Consider the following 22,939-nt stretch of genomic DNA (forward strand, 5'->3'; position numbering starts at 1 on the left):
CTATATGTAGGGTGCGTCCTCAGGGTTGTACGGCACCATCTCTACCAGATATGGAGTTGCTGCGTCAGACATGAAAAATTTATTTCAGGGCAGTTTTGCAATAAATAATCCTGGAAAAATAAGGTCTAATTGCCGCTTTTTTGTCAGCTCCAGGACTGAGGCAAAGAAACCGGGTTTCTTGGTTGCCCAAGCGTAATTACTGAGAGCAACAGACGACTATTCATCAGCTTTAATACAAAGGAGAGGATAATGATGATTGAGGACGATCGGATTTTGGATGCAGATGAAATAATCGTTGAGCAAATTCCCCATCAATCCAACCATAGATCGGCATCCATAGGCATGAATAATGACTTAGCTAAAGTAGCGATGGGAGCCTTAATTGGTGGTACCTTGGGCGCAATAGCTGCGGCTTTGGCTAATAAGAATACAGTTGCAAGGGTTAACCTGGCTGTAAAAAGTGTAGGGAATTTGGTCAAGAATGCAGCTGATGGTGTTAACCAGACTGTAAAAGATGTAGGCGATGGAGTAAAAAGCGTAGCTTCTGGTGTTAACGACACGGCAAAAGATGTAGGAGAAGCAGTCAAGGGTGCCGCTCTTGGAATTAACGACACCGTTCAAACTACACTTGATACAGTCAAGGATACAGCTAGTGGCGTTAACAACTCTGTAAAAAATACAGTAGACGCAGTCAAGGGTGCAGCTAGCGATGTTAACAACTCGGTAAAAAATACAGGGGACGTACTCAAGGGTGCATCCTCAGATGTCCAGCCATCTGATAAGCAGACAACCTACATTTTAGTCCCAGTTGACAAACAGTAGACCTCTGGCAAAAATATTTGAGGCGGGCAAGATGCCCACCCCACAAAATCAGAAAAATTCTTCTGGGATGGGCGCTTTCCTGCACAACCCACAAAATCAGAAAAATTCTTCTGGGATGGGCGCTTTCCTGCACAACCCACAAAATCAGAAAAATTATTGTGGGGTGGGCGGGACGCCCGCCTTTCAAATCGTCTCGCACAACCCACAAAATCAGAAAAATTATTGTGGGATGGGCGGGACGCCCGCCTTTCAAATTGTCTCGCACAACCCACAAAACCAGAAAAATTATTGTGGGGTGGGCGGGACGCCCGCCTTTCAAATTGTCTCGCACAACCCACAAAACCAGAAAAATTATTGTGGGGTGGGCGTCGGTGCCCGCCTTTCAAATTGTCTCAAAAGACTTTTGCCAGAGGTGTAGTAAGTTGGTGAACTATCGCCAGTATTCTAGGGAAAAGTTGAAAGAATAGAGGCTTAAGCTCATGCTGTTGTTGGTCAGATAGCACGGACTCGTGTAAAATCTATCCAGCTTTCTTCTTATCTGGCTTTTCCCAGTGGTTGTAAATCACTCAGTCGCTGTTGCTGCCCATTGCATTAACCCGGATTGTTCCCATCCCTACCCTCAGAGTATGGCGAACAATTTTTGCAACAGCTGCGGATCGCCGCTACGGTTAAAAAATCGTTATATTCCCCTCCAACGCCTGGGTGTTGGGGGGTTTGCTGCGATTTACGCGGTTTGGGACATCTCAGCACAAACGGAACTCGTGCTGAAGGTGTTGGTAGAAACCTCGCCCAAGGCGTTGGAATTATTTGAACAAGAAGCAAAGGTGTTGGCGAGTCTGCGCCATCCGGGAGTGCCTCTTGTGGAAGCAGATGATTATTTTCCGATAATTGTCGGCAATTCGCCCCAGCGGTTATTGCCTTGTCTGGTGATGGAAAAGATCGCTGGACAGACTTTAGAGGAAATTCTAGAACTGTATCCCCAAGGATGTCCCCCAGAATGGGTGCTTTCTTGGTTAAAGCAAGCGGTGGATATTCTGCGGGAGTTGCATCGGCGTCGCATCGTGCATCGGGATATTAAACCGTCTAATTTAATGCTGCGTCACCACGCCCCATTGAGGGGGACTCAATTGCTGTCTTCTCCAGGGAAAAAAGAAAAGGGGCAGTTGGTGTTAATTGATTTTGGTGGGGCGAAACAAATTGGGTTGGGGATAAAAGCGCCTATTGTTTCTAATTCTCAAGGTAGATCGACGCGGTTATTTTCTCCCGGTTACAGTCCACCAGAACAAATGACTGGGGGAGTGGTAGAACCAGGGGCGGATTTTTATGCCCTGGGGATGACTTGCATTCACTTGCTGACGGGTATTTTTCCGCCGGAATTGGAAGATCCGGTAAGTGGGAAATTGCGATGGCGCGATGCGCTGCGCGATCGCATCCTCATTCACCCCGAATTTGCCGATTTGTTGGATGAAATGATCTCTCCGGATCTGCGCGATCGCCCCGCCAGCGCCAGTAAAATTCGAGCCAGAATTCTGCGGATTAACCGCCAGAAGGTTACATCCCGAAATTTCATCCTCCTGTGCTTGCAATGGTGCTTCAACTCATTGTGGGCGGGGTTGGTGTTTGTTTGGCGGGTAATTTATTCAGCTTTCCGATTAATTTTCCAAGTCCTGAGTGCGGGAATCAATACTATTTTGGCGATGGGGATCGGTGGGTTGGGTGGATTTGCCGGTAGCATTGGATTTTGGTTAGCCCATAAGTCGCCGATAATGACTCAAATGAATAATTATCTCACCCAAGAGATACCCCGGCAGCTTCCCGATATTGCGATTATAATCAAGCCGGAAATTATCTTATTTGCAGCAGCAGGATGGACAACGGCGGCGAGTCTCTCGCGTACCAGTAGTTTAGGCACTTGTGGGGGGTTTTGGGCAGGATGTATGGGAATGTTGGGATATATTCTGGGATGGTTGCTTTGGCAAGCAGTATCTCCCGATGGGGCGGGATTGGTGGGGGGTTGCGCGATCGCTGCCTATTTCCTTACCGTTGGGCTAGGCTTACCCAGGCAACACATCTTAGTTTATGCGATCGTCGCCGCCACCGGCACGGCGGGTTTGTTCGCCAGTCTCGTTACTTTAAACTTGTTGCCCAACGGCACTATTAATTCCCTCGCCGATGCTTTTAGTCAATTGGGTTGGTCTGAACCTGGAATTAGTCTCGCTTTTTTTAGTATTCTGGGGATTATCCTTGGCTTTTGGCTGAGTGTAAGTCATCATATTGTGGTGCCTCTTCTACGATTGTTAGGTTGGCGATGAGATTGGGAACAATAAAATGGATTTATCGATGCAAATTGAAGCAACAAAAGGCTACTACACGCCCGAAGAATATTTGGCGCTAGAACAAGTATCTGACTCTAAACACGAGTACCGCGATGGAAAAATAGTTGCCATGCCCGGAGTTAGCAAAAATCACAATAAAATTGCTGGCAATTTTTATGCTGAATTAAAGTTAGCTTTAAAAGGGCAAGATTGCGATATCTATATCGGCGATGTCCGCTTGTGGATACCGCGCTATCGTCAGTACAGCTATCCCGATGTCATGGTGGTTTCAGGAAATTGTATTTATCCGGGAATCGATAATACACCCGTCCTGAATCCATCGCTGATTGCTGAAGTTTTATCTAAATCAACTAAAAATTACGACCAAGGCGAAAAGTTTTTGTATTATCGGTCAATTCCTCAATTAAGTGAATATATTTTAATCGACCCCTCGAAATATCACGTAATGCAGTATAATAAACTCGGCAATAACCAATGGTTATTAACCGAGTACGAATCAAAGAATGCCGAATTAATGCTCGAATCAGTAAACGTACAAATTCCTATGAGCGAACTATACGACCGCGTAAATTTTGATGAAAGTGAATAAGAATTGCTAATGGCTAATGGCTAATGGTTCAAAGCAATTAGCAATTAGCAATTAACCATTAGCAATTAGCAATTAGCCATTAGCAAATACTTCTCGCAATCGGGTGGTGATGTAAGCGATCGCATCCTTCCCTTTATCTAAAACTTGCGCCATTCCGACAAAACTGTGAATCATTCCCTCACCCTCCCAAAACTGCACCGATACGCCCGCTTCCTGCAATTTTGCCCCATACGCTAACCCTTCATCTCGCAGCACGTCGCATTCGCCAGTAATAATTAAAGCGGGGGGTAAATTGCTCAATTCTTCCGCTAATATCGGCGAAGCATAGTGGTTTTGGGCATCCGCTTCATCGGCAAGATAATGTTGCCAATACCAAATCATTTCATCCCTGGTTAAACCAAAACCGCTGGCATATTTTAAGTAGGACTCGGTATTAAAGTCATTCTGAATTACCGGATACATTAGCAGTTGATAAACTAATTTCGGTTCGCCTTTATCCCGCGCCATCAGTGCAAGTGCGGCGGCGATATTGCCCCCGGCGCTATCTCCCGCTACCCCAACCCGCGCCGGATCTATATGCAATTCAATTGCATTGGCGACAACCCATTTAAGGGCAGCATAAGCATCATCTAAAGCAGCGGGAAATTTATGTTCTGGTGCGAGACGATAGTCTACCGACACGACGACGCATTCTGCTTTTAAACTAATATTCCAACAGATACTATCTGCCGCATCTAAGTCGCCCAATACCCAACCGCCGCCGTGAAAATAAACTAACACGGGCATGGGTGCGTTACCCTTTGGCGTGTAAATGCGGATGGGGATATCTCCCACAGGGGTGGAGATGGTGCGATTTTTGACTTGCGGTACGGGTTGCAATCGGCGGGGTTTACCCCTGTATTGGGCGGTGATTTCCCTTGCTTTTGCGGGTTCAAGGGTTTGCAGGGGGGGGATGTTGAGTCCGGCGATTAGTTTGAGGATTTTTTCAGCTTGTGGATCTAGAGGCATTGGGGACAGGTGAGAAATTGCTAATTACATATGTTGCGATCGCATCCGCCCATTTGGCAACAATTGGCAAAATATGCCAAACTCTCAGATCTAACCGTTATTGACGAACAAATTCAGAAAAAAGGCTATAGTACCGCAGCGTGAATATATTCGCCATATGATTCGCACTCCCCAAGAAAGAGAAGAACAGAAACGCCTAGAAACCCTGTTAATCGAAGGTTTAGACAGTGGTGAACCGATAGAAATTACCCAGGAATGGTGGGAAAACAAGCGGGCGGACTTGATGCAACGCCTTCGCCAAAACCAACCATGACGCTTCGGTTTTTGATCGATGCCAAAGCAAGTCAAGATTTAGATAAGTAACTCAAGTTGCTAGTTATCTCATGCATAGGAGCTCATGGCTAATGGCTGATGGCTAATGGCTGATGGCTGATGGCTGATGGCTGATGGCTGATGGCTGATGGCTGATGGCTGATGGCTGATGGCTCATGTCAGTAAAAATCGTATATTAGCAATTAGCAATTAGCCATTAGCCATTAGCAACCCCGAAGTTTATAACTAACAACTTGCGTTAACTAGCAACTTGAGTTAATAGACCTCTTGCAAAAGTCCTTTTGAGAGGATTTGAAGGGCGGGCACCGACGCCCACCCCACAAGAATTTTTCTGGTTTTGTGGGGTGGGTAGTATTGCCCGCCCACCCCACAAGAATTTTTCTGGTTTTGTGGGGTGGGTAGTATTGCCCGCCCACCCCACGAGAATTTTTTTGGTTTTGTGGGGTGGGTAGTATTGCCCGCCTCAAATATTTTTGCCAGAGGTCTAATATCTGCAGGTTTTACCCGCCCCTACACAATAAGATTACGACTCTAAAACTTGACGAATGCGCCGTTCTAAACGGTCAAGGTCTAAACCGCCTTCGTCGCGACAAATACGGCGTACAGTCCCGTTAAGATTACCCAAATCAACTAATAAATCTTGCAGGATTTCTTGCTGCTGACGCGACTGGGTAACTTCGCGGGGTTCTTGTACTAAATCCCGCACAATAGTATCTTCAGCACGGGAGGCAACGATCGGGTCTGTTTGTCCTTCGAGGTGAACAAAAGTGCGCCTTCCCGGTCCGCGTTCTTCCTCAATCGGAATCACCGCTGATACGCGATCCGACCGCACGTATTTGCCAAATCCGAGATGAACTAAAACCGATGATTGAATTTTCATAAACCTTGAAATTTTCTTGAATGCTTATCCTTATTTTAACTAAAATAAAAATGGTTTTACCAAGCGGTTTTTCCCGATTTTTGCTACGGTTTTTCCTCAAGTAAAAACAGCATCAAAAGCCACAATAATTATCTATACTCGCCCAAAAAAAATGACGGAGAGAGAGTCTAAACCCAGATAGCGAAAATTTTCAAAAACATGGCTCTGTTGCAGTAAACTTTTAAAAAATGCCAAATAAATTTTAATCTATATAAGCCGAAAAAAAGGCTTTGAGATTTGTTAGTTGATCCCCATACCCAGCGTATGTTGGCTGGGCCTACATCTGGTGGCAAACTCGAGCGAGTATGGCGGGATATTTCTGGTGAAATTAAGGTAAAATCAGTAGAATTAACTGGATAGATTGTTTAAGCGGTCGTTGTTGTTGGTGGTGAAAATACTTATGACTGGCATCAGTCGCTACAATCGGGCGCTAATTAGCCTCGAACAAGCTTGGCAAAGGGAGTCTGGCAAATCAAATCTCTGGTATAACCAGGGCGATGTGCTGGCTAACTTAGGTCGTTACGAAGAAGCACTTGCCTGCTTTGAGAAAGCCGTAGAAGTTGAGCCAAATGACTACGCTGCCTGGGTTTTCCGCGCCGTGGTACTGCTCCACTTAAACCGCTATCAAGAAGCTGTCACAAGTTGTAACAAAGCTTTAGAAATTCAACCAAAAGATGCACAAGCCTGGATTTTCCGAGGCGCGGCGCTGCATCGTTTGGGACGCTACGCAGAAGCTTACGACAGCTACGACAAGGCATTGGGAAAACCGGAAGCATCGGGATGGAGAAAAAAGCTAAGCAAATTGATGGGATGGGTAATGGGTAATGGGTAATAGGTAATGGGTAATGGGGAAAGGCGTGTGAGCGATTACCAAGCTGGCAATTAGCAATTAGCAATTAGCAATTAGCAATTACCCATTACCAATTACCCATTACCGCTGACCTTCAAGTAGATTGTCTAAAATAGACAAATAACGATTTGGGGGCCAGGTAACTGGTCAAGAGTGCTTATCGAGACGATCTACGGGTTACTTCAGGGTTTAAAGTCCAGCCAGCTGAAGCAGCTACAACGGCTGTATCATCAGCGGATTCCGGGCGATCGCATCACCACGCCGGAATTTGCCCAAAGGCTGGCAGCTATTAGCGCGGAACTATCCGAACCTGTCTGCGCCTATATCAACCGTCGGGGACAGGTGATTCGCGTGGGTGTGGGTACGCCCCGTCAAACTCAAATCCCGCCTTTAGAATTGCCGCGCTATGGTGCCGAACGACTCAGCGGTATTCGCTGTATCGCCACCAATCTCAAGTCAGAACCACCAAGCGTTGCGGCTTTAACCGCAATGGCACTGCAACGGCTCGATGTACTGGTGGTGCTAAGTGTTACCGGCGAAGGATTTGAGCGACGGGGTGGGGGTGCGACTGGTTATGTCAAAGAAACCTATCTGGCACACCTAGTACCAAATCAAGTTCTGCGTGAGGACTTCAGTTCTGGGCTGGAGAAAGGGACTGAAGTCCTGACGCAGAACGGGGTGAAATCCGCCCCGGCAGAATCAGGCGTTGCCAATTGGATCGTGTCGCCAGCAATGAGTCTAGATATGCTAACCAAGCAGGATTTTCTCGACTTGGTTAATGGGTTAGAAGCAGAATTTCAGCGGGAATTCATCGCTCAACAGGTAGACTCGGATAGCGATCGCGTCCTCTTAGTCGGAGTCATGACCGATGATATCACCCCCCAAGAATTCCAGTACGGCATCGAAGAATTGGCAAGGTTGGTGGATACTGCCGGGGGTGAAGTATTGCAGGCGGTGACCCAGAAGCGATCGCGCCTCCATCCCCAAACCGTTGTCGGGGAAGGCAAGGTGCAAGAAATTGCCCTCACCGCCCAAACAATAGGTGCAAACCTGATTGTATTTAACCGCGACCTCTCCCCCGCCCAAGTTCGCAACTTAGAAACCCAAATTGGCGTCCGGGTAGTAGACCGCACCGAAGTCATTTTAGATATCTTTGCCCAACGCGCCCAATCCGGGGCAGGAAAATTGCAAGTAGAACTGGCGCAGTTAGAATACATGCTGCCGCGACTGACTGGGAGAGGTCAAGCCATGTCCCGTCTAGGGGGCGGTATCGGTACCAGAGGTCCCGGTGAAACAAAATTAGAAACCGAACGCCGCGCCATTGGGCGTCGCATCGCCCGCCTGCAACAGGAAGTCAACCAACTGCAAGCGCACCGTTCGCGCCTGAGGCAAAATCGGCAACACCAAGAAGTTCCCTCCGTCGCTTTAGTCGGTTATACCAATGCAGGTAAATCTACCCTGTTAAATGTATTGACCAACGCTGAGGTTTATACCGCTGACCAGCTATTCGCGACGCTTGACCCCACCACGCGCCGCTTGGTAATTCCCGATGCAGTAACGGGGGAACCGATGCCCATTGTGCTGACAGATACAGTCGGATTTATTCACGAACTACCCCCCGCTTTGATGGATGCGTTTCGCGCCACCTTAGAAGAAGTCACCGAAGCAGACGCTTTGTTGCACCTGGTGGATTTGTCCCATCCGGCGTGGCACAGTCACATTCGTTCGGTAATGGCGATTCTGTCAGAAATGCCCGTCACTCCCGGCCCAGCTTTGGTTGCTTTTAATAAGATCGACTGCGCCAATAGCGAAGCTCTAGCATCGGCGCGAGAAGAGTTTCCCCAAGCCGTGTTTATTTCGGCAAGCGAACGTCTGGGTCTAGACACCCTGCGTGAGAAACTCGCCCAACTGGTGCATTATGCCGTCGCCCAACGTTGACCGACGAACCTTTTCCCTCCCCACACTCCAGCGGTAGGGTGCCCAATCAACCCACCTTAGACGGGAGGCTTTGCCTCCCCGTCCTCGTTACCAGGCTCAGCCTGGTAACGAGATTCAGCCTGGTAACGAGATTCTAGAGGCTCTGCCTCGCTTGGGTAAACTGATTGAGACAAATCTATCGATAATTACTTGCGATAGCCTGGTAACGAGGCTCAGCCTGGTAACGAGGCTCAGCCTGGTAACGAGGCTCAGCCTGGTAACGAGGCTCAGCCTGGTAACGAGGCTATCGCCTCCCCGTCCTCGTTACCAGGCTCAGCCTGGTAACGAGATTCAGCCTGGTAACGAGATTCTAGAGGCTCTGCCTCGCTTGGGTAAACTGATTGAGACAAATCTATCGATAATTACTTGCGATTGCATATCTAACATCATTTCCCTGCCATGCACCACCCAGCGCCTAAACTAAAATAAAGTAAAATAACTTAACATTTGAGGTGGTTATGGCTGCGAACGTAGAAATTTATACCTGGAGTAGTTGTCCTTTTTGCATCCGCGCCAAGGGTTTGCTGAACAAAAAAGGGGTTCAATTTACCGAATACTGCATCGACGGGGATGAAGCCGCACGGGCAAAGATGGCCCAACGTGCCAATGGCAGGCGTTCTCTGCCTCAGATTTTTATTAACGACCAGCATATCGGCGGCTGCGACGATCTCCACGCCTTGGACGCCCAAGGCAAGCTAGAGCCAATGCTGGTATAGTCAATGGCGATCGGTCAGGGGTGATTAGACCTCGACCGAATATAGAGTCGAGGGCAGGCAGGATGCCTACCCCACAAGAGTTGTGGCATAAGTCTACCCTTGATCGTTGGTATTAGTAGCACAGCAATCATAAAATCTTCACTTGTACAGAATATTTCGGCTGCCGTGCTACTACTCTGAAACCCGGTTTCTGACTTTCTCGCCCATTACCTATCAGCAATTACCCATTACCTTCTCACTTATGAAATTTGCGTTTATCATTGACCCGATCCACTTGCTCGACCCAGGTCACGATACCAGCGTGGCGCTGATGGAAGCTGCTCAAGAATTGGGTCACGAAGTCTGGATAACTCAGGCATCTCACTTGAGTGTGGTGGATGGCAAGGCAATGGCGGTGTTAGAACGGGTGCATTTAACGCCGGTGCAATTGGTCGAGGGACGTTGGGTGGCCCAATCGCCTTGGTATCGATTGGGCGATCGCGCATTTCACCCCCTGGAAACAATGGATGCGGTATTCATGCGAACCGATCCGCCGGTAACAATTCCGTATCTTTACGCAACGTATATTTTGGACTATATCAACCCAGCCAAAACCTTGGTAATTAACGCTCCTACCGGCATTAGGGCGGCGAATGAAAAGATGTATGCGCTGCAATTTATTGGGGCAATACCAGAAACAATTGTTACCTCGGAGAAGGCAGTAATTCGGGAGTTTGTAGAAGCAAAAGGTGCGGCGGTATTAAAACCTTTGGGCGGCAAGGCAGGGGAAGGGATATTATTTTTAGAACCGAGCGATCGCAATTTCAATTCGTTAATCGAAGTTAGCACCCAACAAGGGAAAGTACCCGTCATGGTGCAAACTTACCTCCCCGCCGCCAAAGAAGGCGATAAACGCATTATCCTGCTCAACGGCGAACCCATCGGCGCAGTCAATCGCATCCCCACGGGCAAAGAATTTCGCGGTAACATGGCAGTGGGCGGCCGAGTAGCAGCCACCGAAATTACCGCACGAGAGTACGATATTTGCGCCCAACTCGCACCTACCCTGCAACGGGATGGCTTGATTTTTGTCGGTATTGATATCATTGGCGGCTACCTTACTGAAGTTAACGTTACCAGTCCTACGGGGGTGCGGGAAATTGACCGACTATCGGGGACAAAGTTGGCATATCAGACGATCGAATGGATAGAAAAACAACGCCAAAGGTAAACGCCAATGTTTGACAATATCAACGAAGAAGCCAGAACTTGGGGAATGTGGTGTCACCTAGCTTCCCTAGTAGGGATACCTCTAGGACTTTTATCATTTATTGGCATTCCCCCCTTGCCATTTGCTAATATTTTAGGGCCGTTAGGGATTTGGTTGTGGAAGAAAAAGGAACATCCGTTTATTGACGACCAGGGAAAAGAGTCGCTAAACTTTCAAATTTCCCTCACCATATACGGCATTGTAATAGGAATAATTGCAGTAGTTGTGGGCATAATTGTTGGTATTATTGTTGGATCTACTGCATCCAGCGGCTCGAATCCCGAGCAAGCTGGTGGGGCAGCAATCGTAGGATTTGGCTTAGCTGCTGGCATATTAGGGATCGCATTGACGCTGATTGCTTTGGTAGGGTTAGCTTTAGTAATTTTTGCCGCAATTAAAGCTAAAGGTGGTCAGTCTTATCGCTATCCTTTGACGATTAGATTAATTAAATAACAAGCAACGGTATCAGGGCGTTGTGGGTGAAAAGAATCAATTTTGAATTAAAAATTCCAAGTAACTGCCATGAACGACCAAGAAGCCAAGAAATGGGGAATGTTGTGTCATCTTTCGTCGCTGATATGGATTCCGCTAGCGTTCTTCGGTTTCGCACCTCCTTTCCTTAACCTGCTGGGGCCAGTAATTATTTGGTGGTTGAAGAAAGACGAAAGCGCTTTTGTAGAAGCGGAGGGAAAAGAGTCGATTAATTTTCAACTCTCGATGTCTTTGTACAGCATTGTCGGATTTCTGATCTTCTTTATTTTAGGTTTAATTTCCCTTTTGGTCGTAGGCAGACTAGGAGGAGTAGATCCTGAGAGTAACCAAAGACCTCAGTTAGTACCAGGGGGACTTGAACTGTGGCAAAATGGAGCATTGATTCTATTGGGGATCTTTCAAATGGCGGTGGCGATCGTGGCTGCCGTTAAAGCGAATAAAGGTGAGTTGTATCGCTATCCTCTCACCATTCGATTTGTCCAATAGATCTCTCCAGAAAAGAAACTCTTTGGCAGGCAGGATGCCTACCCCACAAGAATTTTTGGAGAAGTCCAATCAACCAATGTCGTTTTCTTCGCGCAAGGGAATGCATCTGAAATGCAGTCAAATATAGGTGTAGCAATTGTAGGTACTGGATTTGGTGAGAAAGTCCATATTCCGGGATTTAAGGCGCATCCGCGCACAGAGGTTGTCGCAGTTTATCATCGAGATTTGCAGAAGGCGCAAGCGATCGCATCCACCCACAACATACCCCACGCCTGTACCACCATAGAAGATATCGTCGCACTGCCCCAAGTGCAAGCGGTCAGCATCTCGACGCCGCCGTTTCTCCACTACGAAATGGGAAAAACTGTATTGCAAGCGGGGAAGCACTTATTGCTGGAAAAACCCACCGCGCTTTCAGCAATCGAGGCGAGGGAGTTGTATCAACTGACGATCCCCCCCTACCCCCCCTTACCAAGGGGGGAGAGGATCGTTGCGACGCTTGATTTTGAATTCCGCTTTGTCCCCCCGTGGCAGTTATTTTCAGAATACTTAGCAGAAGGATATGTAGGGCAACCGCGTTTAATTAAAATCGATTGGTTAGTATCGAGTCGCGCCGATGCTTCGCGTCCTTGGAATTGGTACGCGCGCAAAGAAACCGGCGGCGGCGCGTTGGGGGCAATTGGTTCCCACGCCTTCGATTACATCAGTTGGTTATTTGGCCCTGTAAGGCGGTTGTGCGCCCATTTAAGCACCGCAATTCCCGCGCGACCCGATCCGAAGTCTGGCGAAATGAAGCCAGTAGATGCCGACGATACCTGCCTGATAATGCTGCAACTCCAAGATGGTACTCCGGTTCAAGTTTGCCTGAGTTCGGTGACGTATCAGGGAAGGGGACATTGGGTAGAAGTGTATGGCGATCGCGGTACTTTAGTGTTAGGCAGCGATAATCAAAAAGATTACGTCCACGGATTTCGCCTTTGGGCTGCACCTGCGGGAAAATCTTTAACAGAAGTCGCAATTCCCAATCGTTTGGAGTTTCCTAAAAATTACGCCGATGGTCGCATTGCACCGTTTATTAGAGTAGTCGATCGATGGGTGCAAAGCATCGACCGAGGTGAGGAAATGACCCCCGGATTGAAAGAAGGCGTATACTCGCAATTATTGATGGATTTAACCCATCAATCCCAGAAAATGGGTAGGTGGATAGATGTGCCGGAGTTAGAAACGTTTTTGAGTGGTAATTGGTGATGGGTAATTGGTAATGGGTAAATAGCGATCGCACCGTTAGTAGTAGGCGCTAAAGCGCCAGAACCGTTAGTAGTAGGCGCTAAAGCGCCCCAGAAAGTAGTAGGCGCTAAAGCGCCCCAGAAACCGGGTTTGTTTCCGTGTCACTCACAAAGAGAATTGATAACAGAACAAACCCGGTTTCTCAACATCTGCAATTAAAAATTATCGTGCTTGTTGTGACGATGGTTGAGTTGCAGGTTTTGGTGCTGCCGGGGTATTGCTGGCACGCGCTTGCTGATAAAAGTTTACAACCCTTTGCACGTAGGAAGCCGTTGCACCGCTGCCGCACCCCGTCGTATTGCCAGTCATCCACCAACAGGCGACGTTGCGTACCGAGGCAGTTTCGTTGTTATTAGTCACGCGATACTGCTTGCCGAGTTCTCGTCGGACAATACAAGATACCGTATTGCGTGCCGCCGCCGCATCGGATTCAAATTCGGCGGGTGTGAGTTCCCTGCCGACGCATTGTTTAGTCCAACTGGGGATAATGCCGGGTAAAACTTGCCATTGACTGAACATCCCGTCATTCGGTTTGTTGGGTGGTGCAGCTTGTCGCAATGCGTCCACCATCGCGTTTATCTGCGCGTCAGCGACTTGTGCTTGTGCGGGTATTGTCCACAGTCCAAGGGTGACTATGATTCCGCCTAGCAGTAGATGCTTGGTTTGTCTGATTAACTCAATTTTCATTTGGGATTACTCAGTGTTAATCTGACTGTGCTATACAAAACTTGGCTAAACTTATCTAAGCTTCACCATTCAACTAGAACTAATTTCTAGAGGGTCTGCTTAGACCTTCAACCAAGGGAGTCGGTTCCAACAGTCAAGAGGCGTAAATTCGGGTGAGCAACACCCTATTTTGGCGCTGTCAAACTATTGTTGTTGAAGCTAAGAGCCATTGTTCAACCATTATTTTCCACCAATTTAACGAATCGTGGCATCCCGTTCCACCTTATTTATACGCTGGTCAGTTTTGCATCGACTGTGGTTTACAAAATGCGAAAATTTTTGGCCTTGGTTTTCGGCACTCTTAACCTAGCATAAAATTCCCAATCTGTCAATATCAAGACTATAGAAAACTGGCATTTAGTCTGCCTCTTTAGAGAGGTTACTACCAAAATCATCGCACGCCTCTATCTAAAGTATGCTTTCGCCCATAAATTTATTTCCATCTGTAGGGTGCGTTAGGGACAGCGTAACGCACCGTCCCAGTTAAAACTTCAGGATTTGCAGCAACTCTAGATATGGTTGTGGCGGTGCCGTACACTCGTCAGATTGCACCCTACATTTAGAATCGCGTAAGTCCTGAACTTGCTACCGTCGCTGCCTTAAAACTTCTTTCAGTGCATTGTAAGCGGGTTTGGGACGATAGAAATTATCGAAAATCAGCGCGGCGTCGGGTTTTTTGGTAAACCAAGGTATCCAAGAATGTTTATCGGTAAATCCCCACAACACAAATGCCTGACAATTCCGCTTAGATAAACAAACACCAAGCAGATCTCGATAAATCTTAGCTTGAGCGGCAAATCTTTCTGCTTGTGTACCCGTTGCATTCTGGATTTGTACATCCATTTCGGTGATATGTACATCCAATCCTAATGCTGCGAAACGTTGGATATTTGCAGCGACATCTGCGGGAGGGGGTGCATTATTTAAACCAACGTGCATTTGCAAACCTACGCCGTGAATGGGAACGCCGCGTTGTACCATTCCCCGGACTAGATTGTAAATCGCATCTGATTTTGCCCCTAATCCCTCGCCACCATAATCGTTATAAAATAAACGCGCTTTGGGGTCTGCTTCCTGCGCCCACCGAAAGGCTAAATCTATATATTCTGGCCCAATTTCTCGCAGCCAAATTGTATCCCGCAACCCATTATTATCGCCAATTCCTTCGTTGACTACATCCCAGGCAAAAACTTGGCCGCGATAGTGTCCGACTACTGTATAAATATGATCTCGCAGAATTTGTAACAGTTGTTGGCGGGTAAACTTTCCTTCGGTTAACCATTGGGGTAGTTCGATATGCCAAACTAGCGTATGACCGCGCACTTTCATGTTATTATCTTCGGCAAAGGTAACGAGGGTATCTGCATCGGTGAAATCATAGCGCTCGCGCTTTGGATGCAAGAACCTAAATTTCATTGCATTCTCCGCCGTTAAGCTGCTAAATTCCCTCGCCAGTACCTCCCGATAAACGGGTTCGTTTCGCAACGCATTTATTGCCACTGCCGCACCGATGACAATTCCCCGATTTTGTGCTAAAGAACGCAGCGATGTCACCGCCGTATGGGAGGATTGGGGAATACTCAGAAGCACAACTATTAAAACTGTAGTTGCAGCTAGAAATAGGAAAGTTTTAAATCGGCGGCGTTGGGTTAAGCTGAACATCGCTGATACCTCATTCCCGGCAATTGAGAGACTAATCCCATTAGTTCTAATTGCAACAGCGAACTCAAGACTTCTGCCGCAGAAAACCCAGTTTGTTGCACGATTAAATCAAGCGCAGTAGGTTCGGAGGCAATCGCTTCTAATATTTTATGGAATTGCGGTTCTAGCTTTGGTAAAGGTTGCCGATTCTCCGATGTTACCGGCTGAGAAAATAAAGGTAAATCGGCTATACTTCCCGTATCTACAGGCGGCATACCGCTCAACATTTCTACCAAAAGACCTTCATTGATAATCAGTTGCGCGCCTTTGCTTAAAAGTCCCAAACAACCTGTGGATTTATAGTCATTCCACCGCCCAGGTAGTGTATACACATCGCGACAAAACTCATTAGCTAAACGCGCAGTAATTAAAGCACCCGATCTACTCGGTGCTTCCATTACTAACACCGCGCGACTTAACCCGGCAATAATGCGATTTCGAATGGGAAAATGGGCGCGATTCGGTTTTGTGCCAGAGGGATATTCACTTAATACCAAACCCTGCTGTAAAATTTGTTCGTAAAGTTTTTGATTGCGCGGTGGGTAAATAATATCCACACCTGTTCCTAAAACGGCGATCGTCCGTCCACCCGTTTCTAAGCAGGCGCGATGCGCTTCTGTATCAATTCCCTCTGCCATGCCGGAAACAATTGTAAATCCTTGCTTGGCTAAAGCAATGCTAAAATGGCGAGTTGAAAATTTACCGTAGTCAGAAGGATCGCGAGTACCTACAATCGCAACAGTTGGAGTAATGCCCAAATTTTCTTCAACTTGAACAATTCCCCGATAATATAACACCGGCGGCGGACTGGGAATTTCCAACAACAAGCGGGGATATTCCCTATCTGCTGGCGTCCAGAAACAGGGATTTTTGACAGAATGTTCTAGGAGGAACATTTCGGGATCGAAACGCGATCGCTCCCTTACCACCGTATCAATTATCTGACGCCCAAAACCTTCAACTTGCCCCAAAGCTTTTGCATTTGCTTCCCAAGCTACAGATAGGGTGCCAAAATGCTGTTGCAGTCGGCGCTGCAAAATTGGTCCAATTCCGGGAATTTGCGACCAAGCTAGCCAAAAAGCGCGTTCTTCTATCAATCCCACATCCTTTTTAAATGTTGAGCGCTTTCCACTCTGATTCGAGCATACTCATTATATAAATGCTCCAGTACTCGTCGCCTACCCTCCAAGACTCTCGCAGGTAACCTTCTTTGACAAAACCGACTTTTTCATAACAAGCGATCGCTTCTTTGTTAAAGTCAAAAACGCCGATAGAAATGCGGTGCAAGTCTAACCGATCGAATCCTATTGCCAGGGTTTTTCTCACCATTTCAGTACCAATACCTTGACCTCTCAAGGCAGGTTCTCCCACCAAAACGCGGGCAAAGCCGACCTATTTTTCAGGTCGATTCTATCCAATTCGATATGACCGACTACTGCATTATTTTTATTATCCACAGCTTTGAAGATTTTTCGGTTTGGTTTGTCACCTTCAGCAGTTTGAATATACTGAGCAAGCTGAGACTCATTCAAAGGATAGCTGAATACCAATGGTGCCCACTTTTGAATCAAATCCGCCGAGGTGACCCAACTAATTAACCGAGCAAAATCCTCGCGTTCAAAGCGTCTGAGTTCTATATCTATCATCCCTTGAACCTAACTCAAGCTTTGGCGTTTCGCTGCGCCTTAAGATAGTCGAAAACCGACTTATCGCCGATATCGGGGGGAATAGCTTGAATTGCTTTCCGCAGGGCGAAGACGATAAATAAAATTGCCCAAAGTCCTAATAAAACTTGTTCCCCATTCACCGGCAAAACACCGAATAAATGCCCTAACAGCAAGATTGGTACGACAGGAGTTAGCAGTTTTGTTTCAAATCTATCGAAACAAAAAGCTTCTTTAAAATATATCCCCGTCAAAGCTGCAAAAGTAAAGCCAACGCCGACAAGTGCAAAAGGTTGGCTAGCAACAGTTAAAGCCAGAGGTTCGCTATATTGCCAGGCTAAAACTAAAGATGCGACGCCGCCGATTGCCCAAAAAACTTGCAAAACTCGGTGCAGCGATGCCAAATAAATATGAATCGTCGCCAAACTAACGCCCAGGGCGATATAGAAACAGGCATAAAGGAAAGTAACAGCGGTTAGTACAGTTGGGTTATTGCCTTGCCACAATACTAACCCGCTAGCGATCGCAAAGCTCAAAGCCGCTACCATCAACCCGGTACGATAGACGATGACGCCAGTGCGATCGCTCTGAGTAATCGTAAATTCCCCAAACTGACCTTGATACACCCTTGGTTCAGAAGATTCGAGTACTTGAGTCATAGTTTACTATCCCCTGTTGCTTGTGCCTTCTGGCATATTTTATTTCCAAATATAACCCTATTTGGGCCCAAGAGCATTCAACTATAGCGAAGAAACATAAAAAGAGTATAGCCAGTCAATAAAGACAAGCCAATTAACCAATAGATTTATATTACCATAACGAAACGAATCGGGAAGCGAGCGTGGCTTCTAGCGCTCCTAATGGCTATTTTAATTCCCTTTGCCGCCAATGCTCAAACGCGCCCTCTTAGAGATCCCCCTAAATCCCCCAAAACAGCGGGGGACTTTCCCCTCTCCCCTCGTTCTCCCCTCGTTACCAGGATCTTGCCTGGTAACGCAGATCCAGAGGCTCCTGCCTCTGGGACTCCCTATATTCTACAAACAATATTTTTGCCTATTTTGATCCGGACTTAGGCACGAAGATCCTATCACCTTTGTTTCTTTGGGTAAGTCCTGTTTATGAATCGATTAAAACTTGCACCAAAGCACCCAAATCTACCTTTAACCTCATCTGAGCATTACCGCCGTTGACAGCAATTTCCACCCAGTCGTGACTGCCAATTAAAGCAACCAAATTGCCAACTGGAGTATCGCTGTAAGTTTGACATCCTAAAATAGTTTGCCCCGCAATTTCAACCGACCAAAATTTGCCTTGAACCAGAGAACCTGGAATATTTGTAACTAAATTGCCGAAGCGATCGCAATACTGTATACAACCCGTTACACCCCGCTCAATTCGCTGACATGCGGGAATCGGCAATTCAACTAAACTTGCCGGATCGATTTCTCGTCCTAGCTGTTGTAAAGGTACGCCGCTAGCGAGATGTGCGCCTACGGGGGCAAAAATATCTCGTCCGTGAAACGTCGTGCTGGGTGTTGGTACTCGCCAGTAATCGGGGTTAGTCAGTTCAAAAGCGGCAATTGCCGGACTTTGACTCAGAATACCGCCGAACAGTCCATTATCTGGCCCGACTAGGAACCCTGAGGCAAATTGTAGCGCGATCGCTCGACGATTCCCCCCCACCCCCGGATCGACTACCGCCACATGTACCGTTTGAGCGGGAAAATAACGGTAAGCACTCATCAAGCAAAACCTTCCCGCTGCAATATTCTGCGGTGGAATTTGATGGGTCAAATCCACCAGCGTCAGCGTCGGGTTAATTTGGGCAATAACGCCTTTCATGACGCCAACATAAACATCATTTAAGCCAAAATCGCTCAGAAGGGTGATAATTTTAGGCTCAAGCATCTGGAATTATTTCCATGTACCTGTTTATGGCAAGCTTTGTGTAGATGTATCCGGTTGGTTACATCACTATTGCCGCCTTTGGCTACAGGTATTATATGGTGGGTGTCTATCTAGAAGCTCCCCATTGAATAGCTGTTCGCCGCAGATTGGACAAAACCAGTTTTGCTTCTCCGCTATCTGGTAGAGTTGCGACCCTCTGGAAAAGTGTTCTTTCCCATAGTTGGTCTTTCTCTTCGTCCAATAATCCTTGAGAGACGGATCGTCTGGTGATGCTGTCCCTTTGAATTTGATCTGCCTGGTGATAGGGATTGTACCTGTCTTGTAGACCTGGGCAATCCTTTGTTTTCCATGCCTATCAGTGACAAAGGTTCTAAACACCCATGAGTCGTTGCCTACTCTACCAAAGTATTTCCGCTTGACCCAACCTTTGAGTTTCTTTGGATCAGGACTCTAGCACGCGGGGCCAAAAACAAAGGTGATGCGTCAATCTCGCAACTCTAAACCCACGATTTTTCGGCTCGCCCTTTGTTTTTTTGCGTAAGTCCTGTGGATGTCTTTTAAGTGCCCATTTGTAGAGCATTTCATACATCCTGTAGTCGATATATTCAAAGGTTTTATGGCTTACTCCATGTTTGTAGTAGAAGGCGTTGCCCAAAACCACTGCGTTGAGGTGTCTGATTACTACACTAGGGGCAGTATGACGGTTGGTTTCTAGCCATTCCTTGACTTCTCGTAGTTTGGCTATTACCTTCTCTTTTTGTGGCTTGAGGAGGCATTTTCCATCGAAGTGACGGATGTTAAAACCCAAAAAATTAAAACCTTCTTCGATATGGCGAATCTGGGTTTTTTCCTCATTTAGGGTTAAGCCTCTTTGCTTTAGCCATTCCTGGATATGGGGCAGGATTGATTGGATGTCTTCTTCTGATTGGGCGGTAATAATGAAGTCGTCCGCATATCGGATGTATCCGTATTTTGGATATTGCTTCACTAGCTTTGCTCCGGCGGTTTTCCCTGTCTTAACCTCGTATCGATGTTCCCTTTTGAACGTCGAGAGTAACTCTTCAAGTTTATGACGAAAGGAGTGCTTAAGGTGGGGAGCGTGTCAATCTGGGATTCCCAACAGGCCACCAGACCCAGCGATCGCTTCACCAATAGCGTAGGCAGCAATATCCTGTGACTCAAACCAGCTGATGGTCTGCTCAGCTTGCTCTGGCGGCACTAGCAGTACAAATCCAATTCCCATGTTGAAAGTCTCAAACATGGCTTTTGGAGAAACCTCACCGGCAGCAGCTATCCACTGAAAAATCGCTGGCACGGGCCATGTGTTAGTATCAATTCGTACAGATTGCCCTTCACCTAGACAGCGGGGCAGGTTTTCTGGCAACCCTCCTCCCGTGATATGAGCCATGCCACGAATCTCAACACCGGCAGCACGAGCAGCTAGAACTGGTTTTACGTAAATCCGCGTAGGTGTGAGCAAAACTTCGCCTAAATTTTTACCTGCCACTTGTTCTGGAGAATCGCTCCAGTTAAAATTGCCGGTTTCGACAATTTTCCGTACCAAACTGAAACCATTGCTGTGAACGCCAGAAGAAGCCAAACCAATGGCAATATCGCCAACTTGGACTTGCGAACCATCCAACATCTGGCTTTTTTCCACAATTCCGACGCAAAATCCTGCCAGGTCATAAACTCCAGGCGGATAAAATCCGGGCATTTCTGCCGTTTCTCCTCCTAGCAAGGCGCACCCAGAAAGCTCGCACCCGGCGGAAATACCAGCAACCACTTGAGTTAGCTGGTCTTGATTTAGCTTCCCGGTGGCTAAATAATCCAGAAAAAATAGCGGTTCTGCCCCAGAGGTGAGGACATCGTTGACACACATGGCGACCAAGTCAATGCCAACCGTATCGTGTTGGTTGAGTTCACAAGCCAGTTTTAGTTTCGTCCCTACACCATCCGTCCCTGAAACTAAAACGGGTTCGGTGTAGCCGCTTGGCAAATGGAAGCAACCGCTGAAGCCACCTAAACCACCAATAACTTCTGGTCGATAGGTACGATGCACCAGGTTGCGGATTTTATCCACAAAGGCACGGCCTGCCTCTACATCAACCCCTGCTTCTCGATAATCCATGAGCCAAACAACCTGGGAATGCGATCGCCATCAGGGGCTATTTTACTAGGGATTGGGCATGAGCAACTGTTGGCATTGGGTTTTTGGCCAGGAAAAGCACCCAAGGCAACAGAATTAGAGACTTTTGGCTGTTCCCTCGTACCCACAAATCGCAGCCAGTGAATATAAAGATTTCTTAAAATTTGCCTACCTAATTTATGGGGCTGCCAAACCCGAAAATCCGGAGCTTATGGGGCTTTTGAGCAAAATTTCAATTCTAAACTTTTGATAAAGTTATGGGTCGATTGCGGATAACACCGATCCCCAAAGTAAAAACTTCGTGGTAGGCTGTTGCAGTTTAACAATCCGCAACAAACGCGGAAAGACTATGAGTTAGCGGGTCAAGTAGATTGCGATTAAAGCTGCCGCTGCTCAGATATCAACGTCGATTTACGACTGACTTATGAATCAAAGACTTTGGAATGGCTTCACTGCCGTCTTGCTAACGACTGCACTCAGCACGACATCATCTTGTCAGGCACAGCAAACCAAGGCAGCTGCAGAAGAACCGGAGGCAAGCTATTCGGCAGTTGGTAGCAGAGACTCGAATCCCTCATTACCAAGCCAAACAGGACAGAAGTCCTTGCCCGCTGGTAGTGGTGGCTCAAGTCCCTCAACGCCAAACCAAACAGGAGAAACGGCCTTACCACAAACGGAGAGCCAACCAGTTGAAGCAGTAAAAGTAGGGGAGTATCAGTCCAACCCTGCCACCCCAGGCGCTGCTGAAACGATCGCCAAGATTGAAACTCACGAGATCGAAGGGCGAAAGGCGGCAACGCTTTATGTAAGAAATATCCCAGTTCTGACCTTTGTTGAGTCTGCTCCCGTCACCCCTGGCGGGGAGGAAGCTCGTCCGGATATCAAAGTCGGGCAGGTGGAACAGGGCAGCAATAGCCATCCTCAAGGGCAGATGGCAAGCGAGGCAAGCCAATCCCCAGCCGACCCAGTTTGGCGAGCAATGGCGGTGGCAGCTCGCATCAACCAGTTGAGTCGAGATAATGTCAATGCCAACACGATTACAGTTAGATGGAATGGCGAGCAAAATGCTACTGCTTCCCAGCCAACACCTGGCAATGGCAGACCGATGCGCGATCGCTACATCATCCAAGCTGATGGACAGGATATAGTCCAAATCGATTCGGAAACCAGGCTGCCAGATACCACCCGTAACCCAGCCCAAGATGCACTCCAAGCCACCAATCGACTGCGGCGACTGCTGGGTGGCGCTCCACCCGTCAGGGAAATAGCTGGTGTCCCGGCACCCCCTCGTCCACCCCAACAAGTTTCCTTAGTCACAGTACTATCCCGCTTTAGGGGTTGGGCTTCCTGGTATGGACCGGGTTTTCACGGCAATCGCAGCGCCAGCGGCGAACGATACAACCAAAATGCTATGACTGCCGCCCATCGCAGCTTGCCCTTTGGCACGCGGGTACGAGTCACCAACCTCAACACCGGCGTTTCCGTGATTGTACGGATCAACGACCGAGGGCCATTCGTTCGCGGTCGGATTATCGACCTCTCAGCAGCCGCTGCCAGAACGATCGGTATGATGCGAAGCGGAGTGGCTCCCGTCACCATAGAAGTTCTTGGCCCCTCGCAAACCGTAACCATCGAAGATCCGTCTTAGGTTCCCGATCAACTACCTCAAGCAAGGCATATGCGGGAGTCATATGCGATCGCACCCTTTGAGTATTGTGGGAGCAATG

General features: G+C 47.6%; 23 protein-coding genes and 1 pseudogene. 13 read left to right on the plus strand and 11 right to left on the minus strand.

The window, feature by feature from the left end; genetic code table 11:
- The first annotated feature begins 249 nt into the window (after positions 1-249).
- The 4 genes from MiSe_RS01420 to MiSe_RS01435 all read left to right on the plus strand — a co-directional run bounded on the left by MiSe_RS01420 (position 250) and on the right by MiSe_RS01435 (position 3,747).
- Positions 250-822: a hypothetical protein gene (locus MiSe_RS01420; protein WP_226573219.1), complete on the plus strand. Its 573-nt coding sequence runs from the start codon at positions 250-252 to the stop codon at positions 820-822.
- Positions 823-853: 31 nt separating this feature from the next.
- Entirely contained in the window at positions 854-1,240 is a 387-nt protein-coding gene (locus MiSe_RS01425; protein WP_226573222.1) for a hypothetical protein, read from the plus strand.
- A gap of 133 nt (positions 1,241-1,373) precedes the next feature.
- Complete coding sequence (locus tag MiSe_RS01430) at positions 1,374-3,134, plus strand: serine/threonine protein kinase (RefSeq protein WP_373872735.1); 1,761 nt, start codon at positions 1,374-1,376, stop codon at positions 3,132-3,134.
- A gap of 28 nt (positions 3,135-3,162) precedes the next feature.
- Positions 3,163-3,747, plus strand: a complete 585-nt coding sequence (locus tag MiSe_RS01435) for a Uma2 family endonuclease (protein WP_444980449.1) — start codon at positions 3,163-3,165, stop codon at positions 3,745-3,747.
- A 72-nt stretch (positions 3,748-3,819) separates the two neighbouring features.
- On the opposite strand, the gene lipP1 is transcribed toward MiSe_RS01435, so the two are convergent.
- Positions 3,820-4,755 carry a LipP1 family hormone-sensitive lipase gene (lipP1, locus tag MiSe_RS01440; protein ID WP_226573231.1) on the minus strand — a complete coding sequence of 312 codons (936 nt, stop codon included), beginning with the start codon at positions 4,753-4,755 and terminating at the stop codon, positions 3,820-3,822.
- A 157-nt stretch (positions 4,756-4,912) separates the two neighbouring features.
- Here lipP1 and MiSe_RS01445 point away from each other — a divergent pair, with 157 nt between their 5' ends.
- Positions 4,913-5,068, plus strand: a complete 156-nt coding sequence (locus MiSe_RS01445; protein WP_226573234.1) for a hypothetical protein — start codon at positions 4,913-4,915, stop codon at positions 5,066-5,068.
- Between the two features lie 543 nt (positions 5,069-5,611).
- Here MiSe_RS01445 and MiSe_RS01450 read toward each other — a convergent pair.
- A complete protein-coding gene (locus tag MiSe_RS01450) occupies positions 5,612-5,968 on the minus strand; it encodes a hypothetical protein (protein ID WP_226573236.1) in 357 nt (118 codons plus the stop codon).
- 400 nt (positions 5,969-6,368) lie between these two features.
- Between MiSe_RS01450 and MiSe_RS01455 the strand changes: the two genes are divergently transcribed.
- From MiSe_RS01455 to MiSe_RS01485, 7 genes are all read left to right on the plus strand, one after another.
- Positions 6,369-6,839: a tetratricopeptide repeat protein gene (locus MiSe_RS01455; RefSeq protein WP_226573240.1), complete on the plus strand. Its 471-nt coding sequence runs from the start codon at positions 6,369-6,371 to the stop codon at positions 6,837-6,839.
- A gap of 177 nt (positions 6,840-7,016) precedes the next feature.
- Positions 7,017-8,795, plus strand: coding sequence for a GTPase HflX (hflX, locus tag MiSe_RS01460; RefSeq protein ID WP_226573457.1), 1,779 nt, complete (start codon positions 7,017-7,019; stop codon positions 8,793-8,795).
- Between the two features lie 497 nt (positions 8,796-9,292).
- A complete protein-coding gene (gene grxC, locus MiSe_RS01465; protein WP_226573243.1) occupies positions 9,293-9,550 on the plus strand; it encodes a glutaredoxin 3 in 258 nt (85 codons plus the stop codon).
- 241 nt (positions 9,551-9,791) lie between these two features.
- A complete protein-coding gene (gene gshB, locus MiSe_RS01470; protein WP_226573471.1) occupies positions 9,792-10,760 on the plus strand; it encodes a glutathione synthase in 969 nt (322 codons plus the stop codon).
- A 6-nt stretch (positions 10,761-10,766) separates the two neighbouring features.
- Positions 10,767-11,252, plus strand: coding sequence for a DUF4870 domain-containing protein (locus MiSe_RS01475; protein ID WP_226573246.1), 486 nt, complete (start codon positions 10,767-10,769; stop codon positions 11,250-11,252).
- Positions 11,253-11,321: 69 nt separating this feature from the next.
- Positions 11,322-11,777 carry a DUF4870 domain-containing protein gene (locus tag MiSe_RS01480; RefSeq protein ID WP_226573260.1) on the plus strand — a complete coding sequence of 152 codons (456 nt, stop codon included), beginning with the start codon at positions 11,322-11,324 and terminating at the stop codon, positions 11,775-11,777.
- A gap of 111 nt (positions 11,778-11,888) precedes the next feature.
- Positions 11,889-13,025: a Gfo/Idh/MocA family protein gene (locus tag MiSe_RS01485; protein WP_226573274.1), complete on the plus strand. Its 1,137-nt coding sequence runs from the start codon at positions 11,889-11,891 to the stop codon at positions 13,023-13,025.
- A 201-nt stretch (positions 13,026-13,226) separates the two neighbouring features.
- On the opposite strand, the gene MiSe_RS01490 is transcribed toward MiSe_RS01485, so the two are convergent.
- From MiSe_RS01490 to purM, 9 genes and pseudogenes are all read right to left on the minus strand, one after another.
- On the minus strand, positions 13,227-13,751 hold the full coding sequence (locus MiSe_RS01490; protein WP_226573277.1) for a hypothetical protein: 525 nt from the start codon (positions 13,749-13,751) through the stop codon (positions 13,227-13,229).
- 624 nt (positions 13,752-14,375) lie between these two features.
- Entirely contained in the window at positions 14,376-15,452 is a 1,077-nt protein-coding gene (locus MiSe_RS01495) for an endo-1,4-beta-xylanase (RefSeq protein ID WP_226573279.1), read from the minus strand.
- Positions 15,440-16,588: a DNA-processing protein DprA gene (gene dprA, locus MiSe_RS01500; protein WP_226573282.1), complete on the minus strand. Its 1,149-nt coding sequence runs from the start codon at positions 16,586-16,588 to the stop codon at positions 15,440-15,442. Before dprA ends, MiSe_RS01495 begins: the two co-directional genes overlap by 13 nt.
- Positions 16,589-16,601: 13 nt before the next feature.
- Positions 16,602-17,137, minus strand: a pseudogene (locus MiSe_RS53590) (GNAT family N-acetyltransferase).
- Positions 17,138-17,151: 14 nt separating this feature from the next.
- Positions 17,152-17,814 (minus strand): DUF2301 domain-containing membrane protein, encoded by a 663-nt coding sequence (locus tag MiSe_RS01515; protein WP_226573290.1) that lies wholly within the window; start codon positions 17,812-17,814, stop codon positions 17,152-17,154.
- A 457-nt stretch (positions 17,815-18,271) separates the two neighbouring features.
- Positions 18,272-19,063, minus strand: a complete 792-nt coding sequence (locus tag MiSe_RS01520; protein WP_226573293.1) for an SAM hydrolase/SAM-dependent halogenase family protein — start codon at positions 19,061-19,063, stop codon at positions 18,272-18,274.
- A complete protein-coding gene (locus MiSe_RS01525) occupies positions 19,033-19,173 on the minus strand; it encodes an HNH endonuclease (RefSeq protein ID WP_226573473.1) in 141 nt (46 codons plus the stop codon). The genes MiSe_RS01520 and MiSe_RS01525 overlap by 31 nt, the downstream gene beginning before the upstream one ends.
- A gap of 332 nt (positions 19,174-19,505) precedes the next feature.
- Positions 19,506-20,051, minus strand: a complete 546-nt coding sequence (locus MiSe_RS01530; RefSeq protein ID WP_226573296.1) for a reverse transcriptase domain-containing protein — start codon at positions 20,049-20,051, stop codon at positions 19,506-19,508.
- Positions 20,052-20,165: 114 nt separating this feature from the next.
- Positions 20,166-21,194, minus strand: coding sequence for a phosphoribosylformylglycinamidine cyclo-ligase (purM, locus tag MiSe_RS01535; RefSeq protein ID WP_226573309.1), 1,029 nt, complete (start codon positions 21,192-21,194; stop codon positions 20,166-20,168).
- A 442-nt stretch (positions 21,195-21,636) separates the two neighbouring features.
- Here purM and MiSe_RS01540 point away from each other — a divergent pair, with 442 nt between their 5' ends.
- Positions 21,637-22,860 (plus strand): septal ring lytic transglycosylase RlpA family protein, encoded by a 1,224-nt coding sequence (locus MiSe_RS01540; protein ID WP_226573312.1) that lies wholly within the window; start codon positions 21,637-21,639, stop codon positions 22,858-22,860.
- Positions 22,861-22,939: the final 79 nt, after the last annotated feature.

Origin of the sequence: Microseira wollei NIES-4236, from assembly GCF_020521235.1 — a bacterium.
GTDB classification, from domain to species: Bacteria; Cyanobacteriota; Cyanobacteriia; order Cyanobacteriales; family Aerosakkonemataceae; genus Microseira; species Microseira wollei.

Coding starts and splice junctions, on each gene's coding strand:
- MiSe_RS01420 (WP_226573219.1), top strand. CDS start 250: ATGATGATTGAGGACGATCGGATTTTGGATGCAGATGAAATAATCGTT.
- MiSe_RS01425 (WP_226573222.1), top strand. CDS start 854: ATGCCCACCCCACAAAATCAGAAAAATTCTTCTGGGATGGGCGCTTTC.
- MiSe_RS01435 (WP_444980449.1), top strand. CDS start 3,163: ATGCAAATTGAAGCAACAAAAGGCTACTACACGCCCGAAGAATATTTG.
- lipP1 (WP_226573231.1), bottom strand. CDS start 4,755: ATGCCTCTAGATCCACAAGCTGAAAAAATCCTCAAACTAATCGCCGGA.
- MiSe_RS01445 (WP_226573234.1), top strand. CDS start 4,913: ATGATTCGCACTCCCCAAGAAAGAGAAGAACAGAAACGCCTAGAAACC.
- MiSe_RS01450 (WP_226573236.1), bottom strand. CDS start 5,968: ATGAAAATTCAATCATCGGTTTTAGTTCATCTCGGATTTGGCAAATAC.
- grxC (WP_226573243.1), top strand. CDS start 9,293: ATGGCTGCGAACGTAGAAATTTATACCTGGAGTAGTTGTCCTTTTTGC.
- gshB (WP_226573471.1), top strand. CDS start 9,792: ATGAAATTTGCGTTTATCATTGACCCGATCCACTTGCTCGACCCAGGT.
- MiSe_RS01475 (WP_226573246.1), top strand. CDS start 10,767: ATGTTTGACAATATCAACGAAGAAGCCAGAACTTGGGGAATGTGGTGT.
- MiSe_RS01480 (WP_226573260.1), top strand. CDS start 11,322: ATGAACGACCAAGAAGCCAAGAAATGGGGAATGTTGTGTCATCTTTCG.
- MiSe_RS01485 (WP_226573274.1), top strand. CDS start 11,889: ATGCAGTCAAATATAGGTGTAGCAATTGTAGGTACTGGATTTGGTGAG.
- MiSe_RS01490 (WP_226573277.1), bottom strand. CDS start 13,751: ATGAAAATTGAGTTAATCAGACAAACCAAGCATCTACTGCTAGGCGGA.
- MiSe_RS01495 (WP_226573279.1), bottom strand. CDS start 15,452: ATGTTCAGCTTAACCCAACGCCGCCGATTTAAAACTTTCCTATTTCTA.
- MiSe_RS01515 (WP_226573290.1), bottom strand. CDS start 17,814: ATGACTCAAGTACTCGAATCTTCTGAACCAAGGGTGTATCAAGGTCAG.
- MiSe_RS01520 (WP_226573293.1), bottom strand. CDS start 19,063: ATGCTTGAGCCTAAAATTATCACCCTTCTGAGCGATTTTGGCTTAAAT.
- purM (WP_226573309.1), bottom strand. CDS start 21,194: ATGGATTATCGAGAAGCAGGGGTTGATGTAGAGGCAGGCCGTGCCTTT.
- MiSe_RS01540 (WP_226573312.1), top strand. CDS start 21,637: ATGAATCAAAGACTTTGGAATGGCTTCACTGCCGTCTTGCTAACGACT.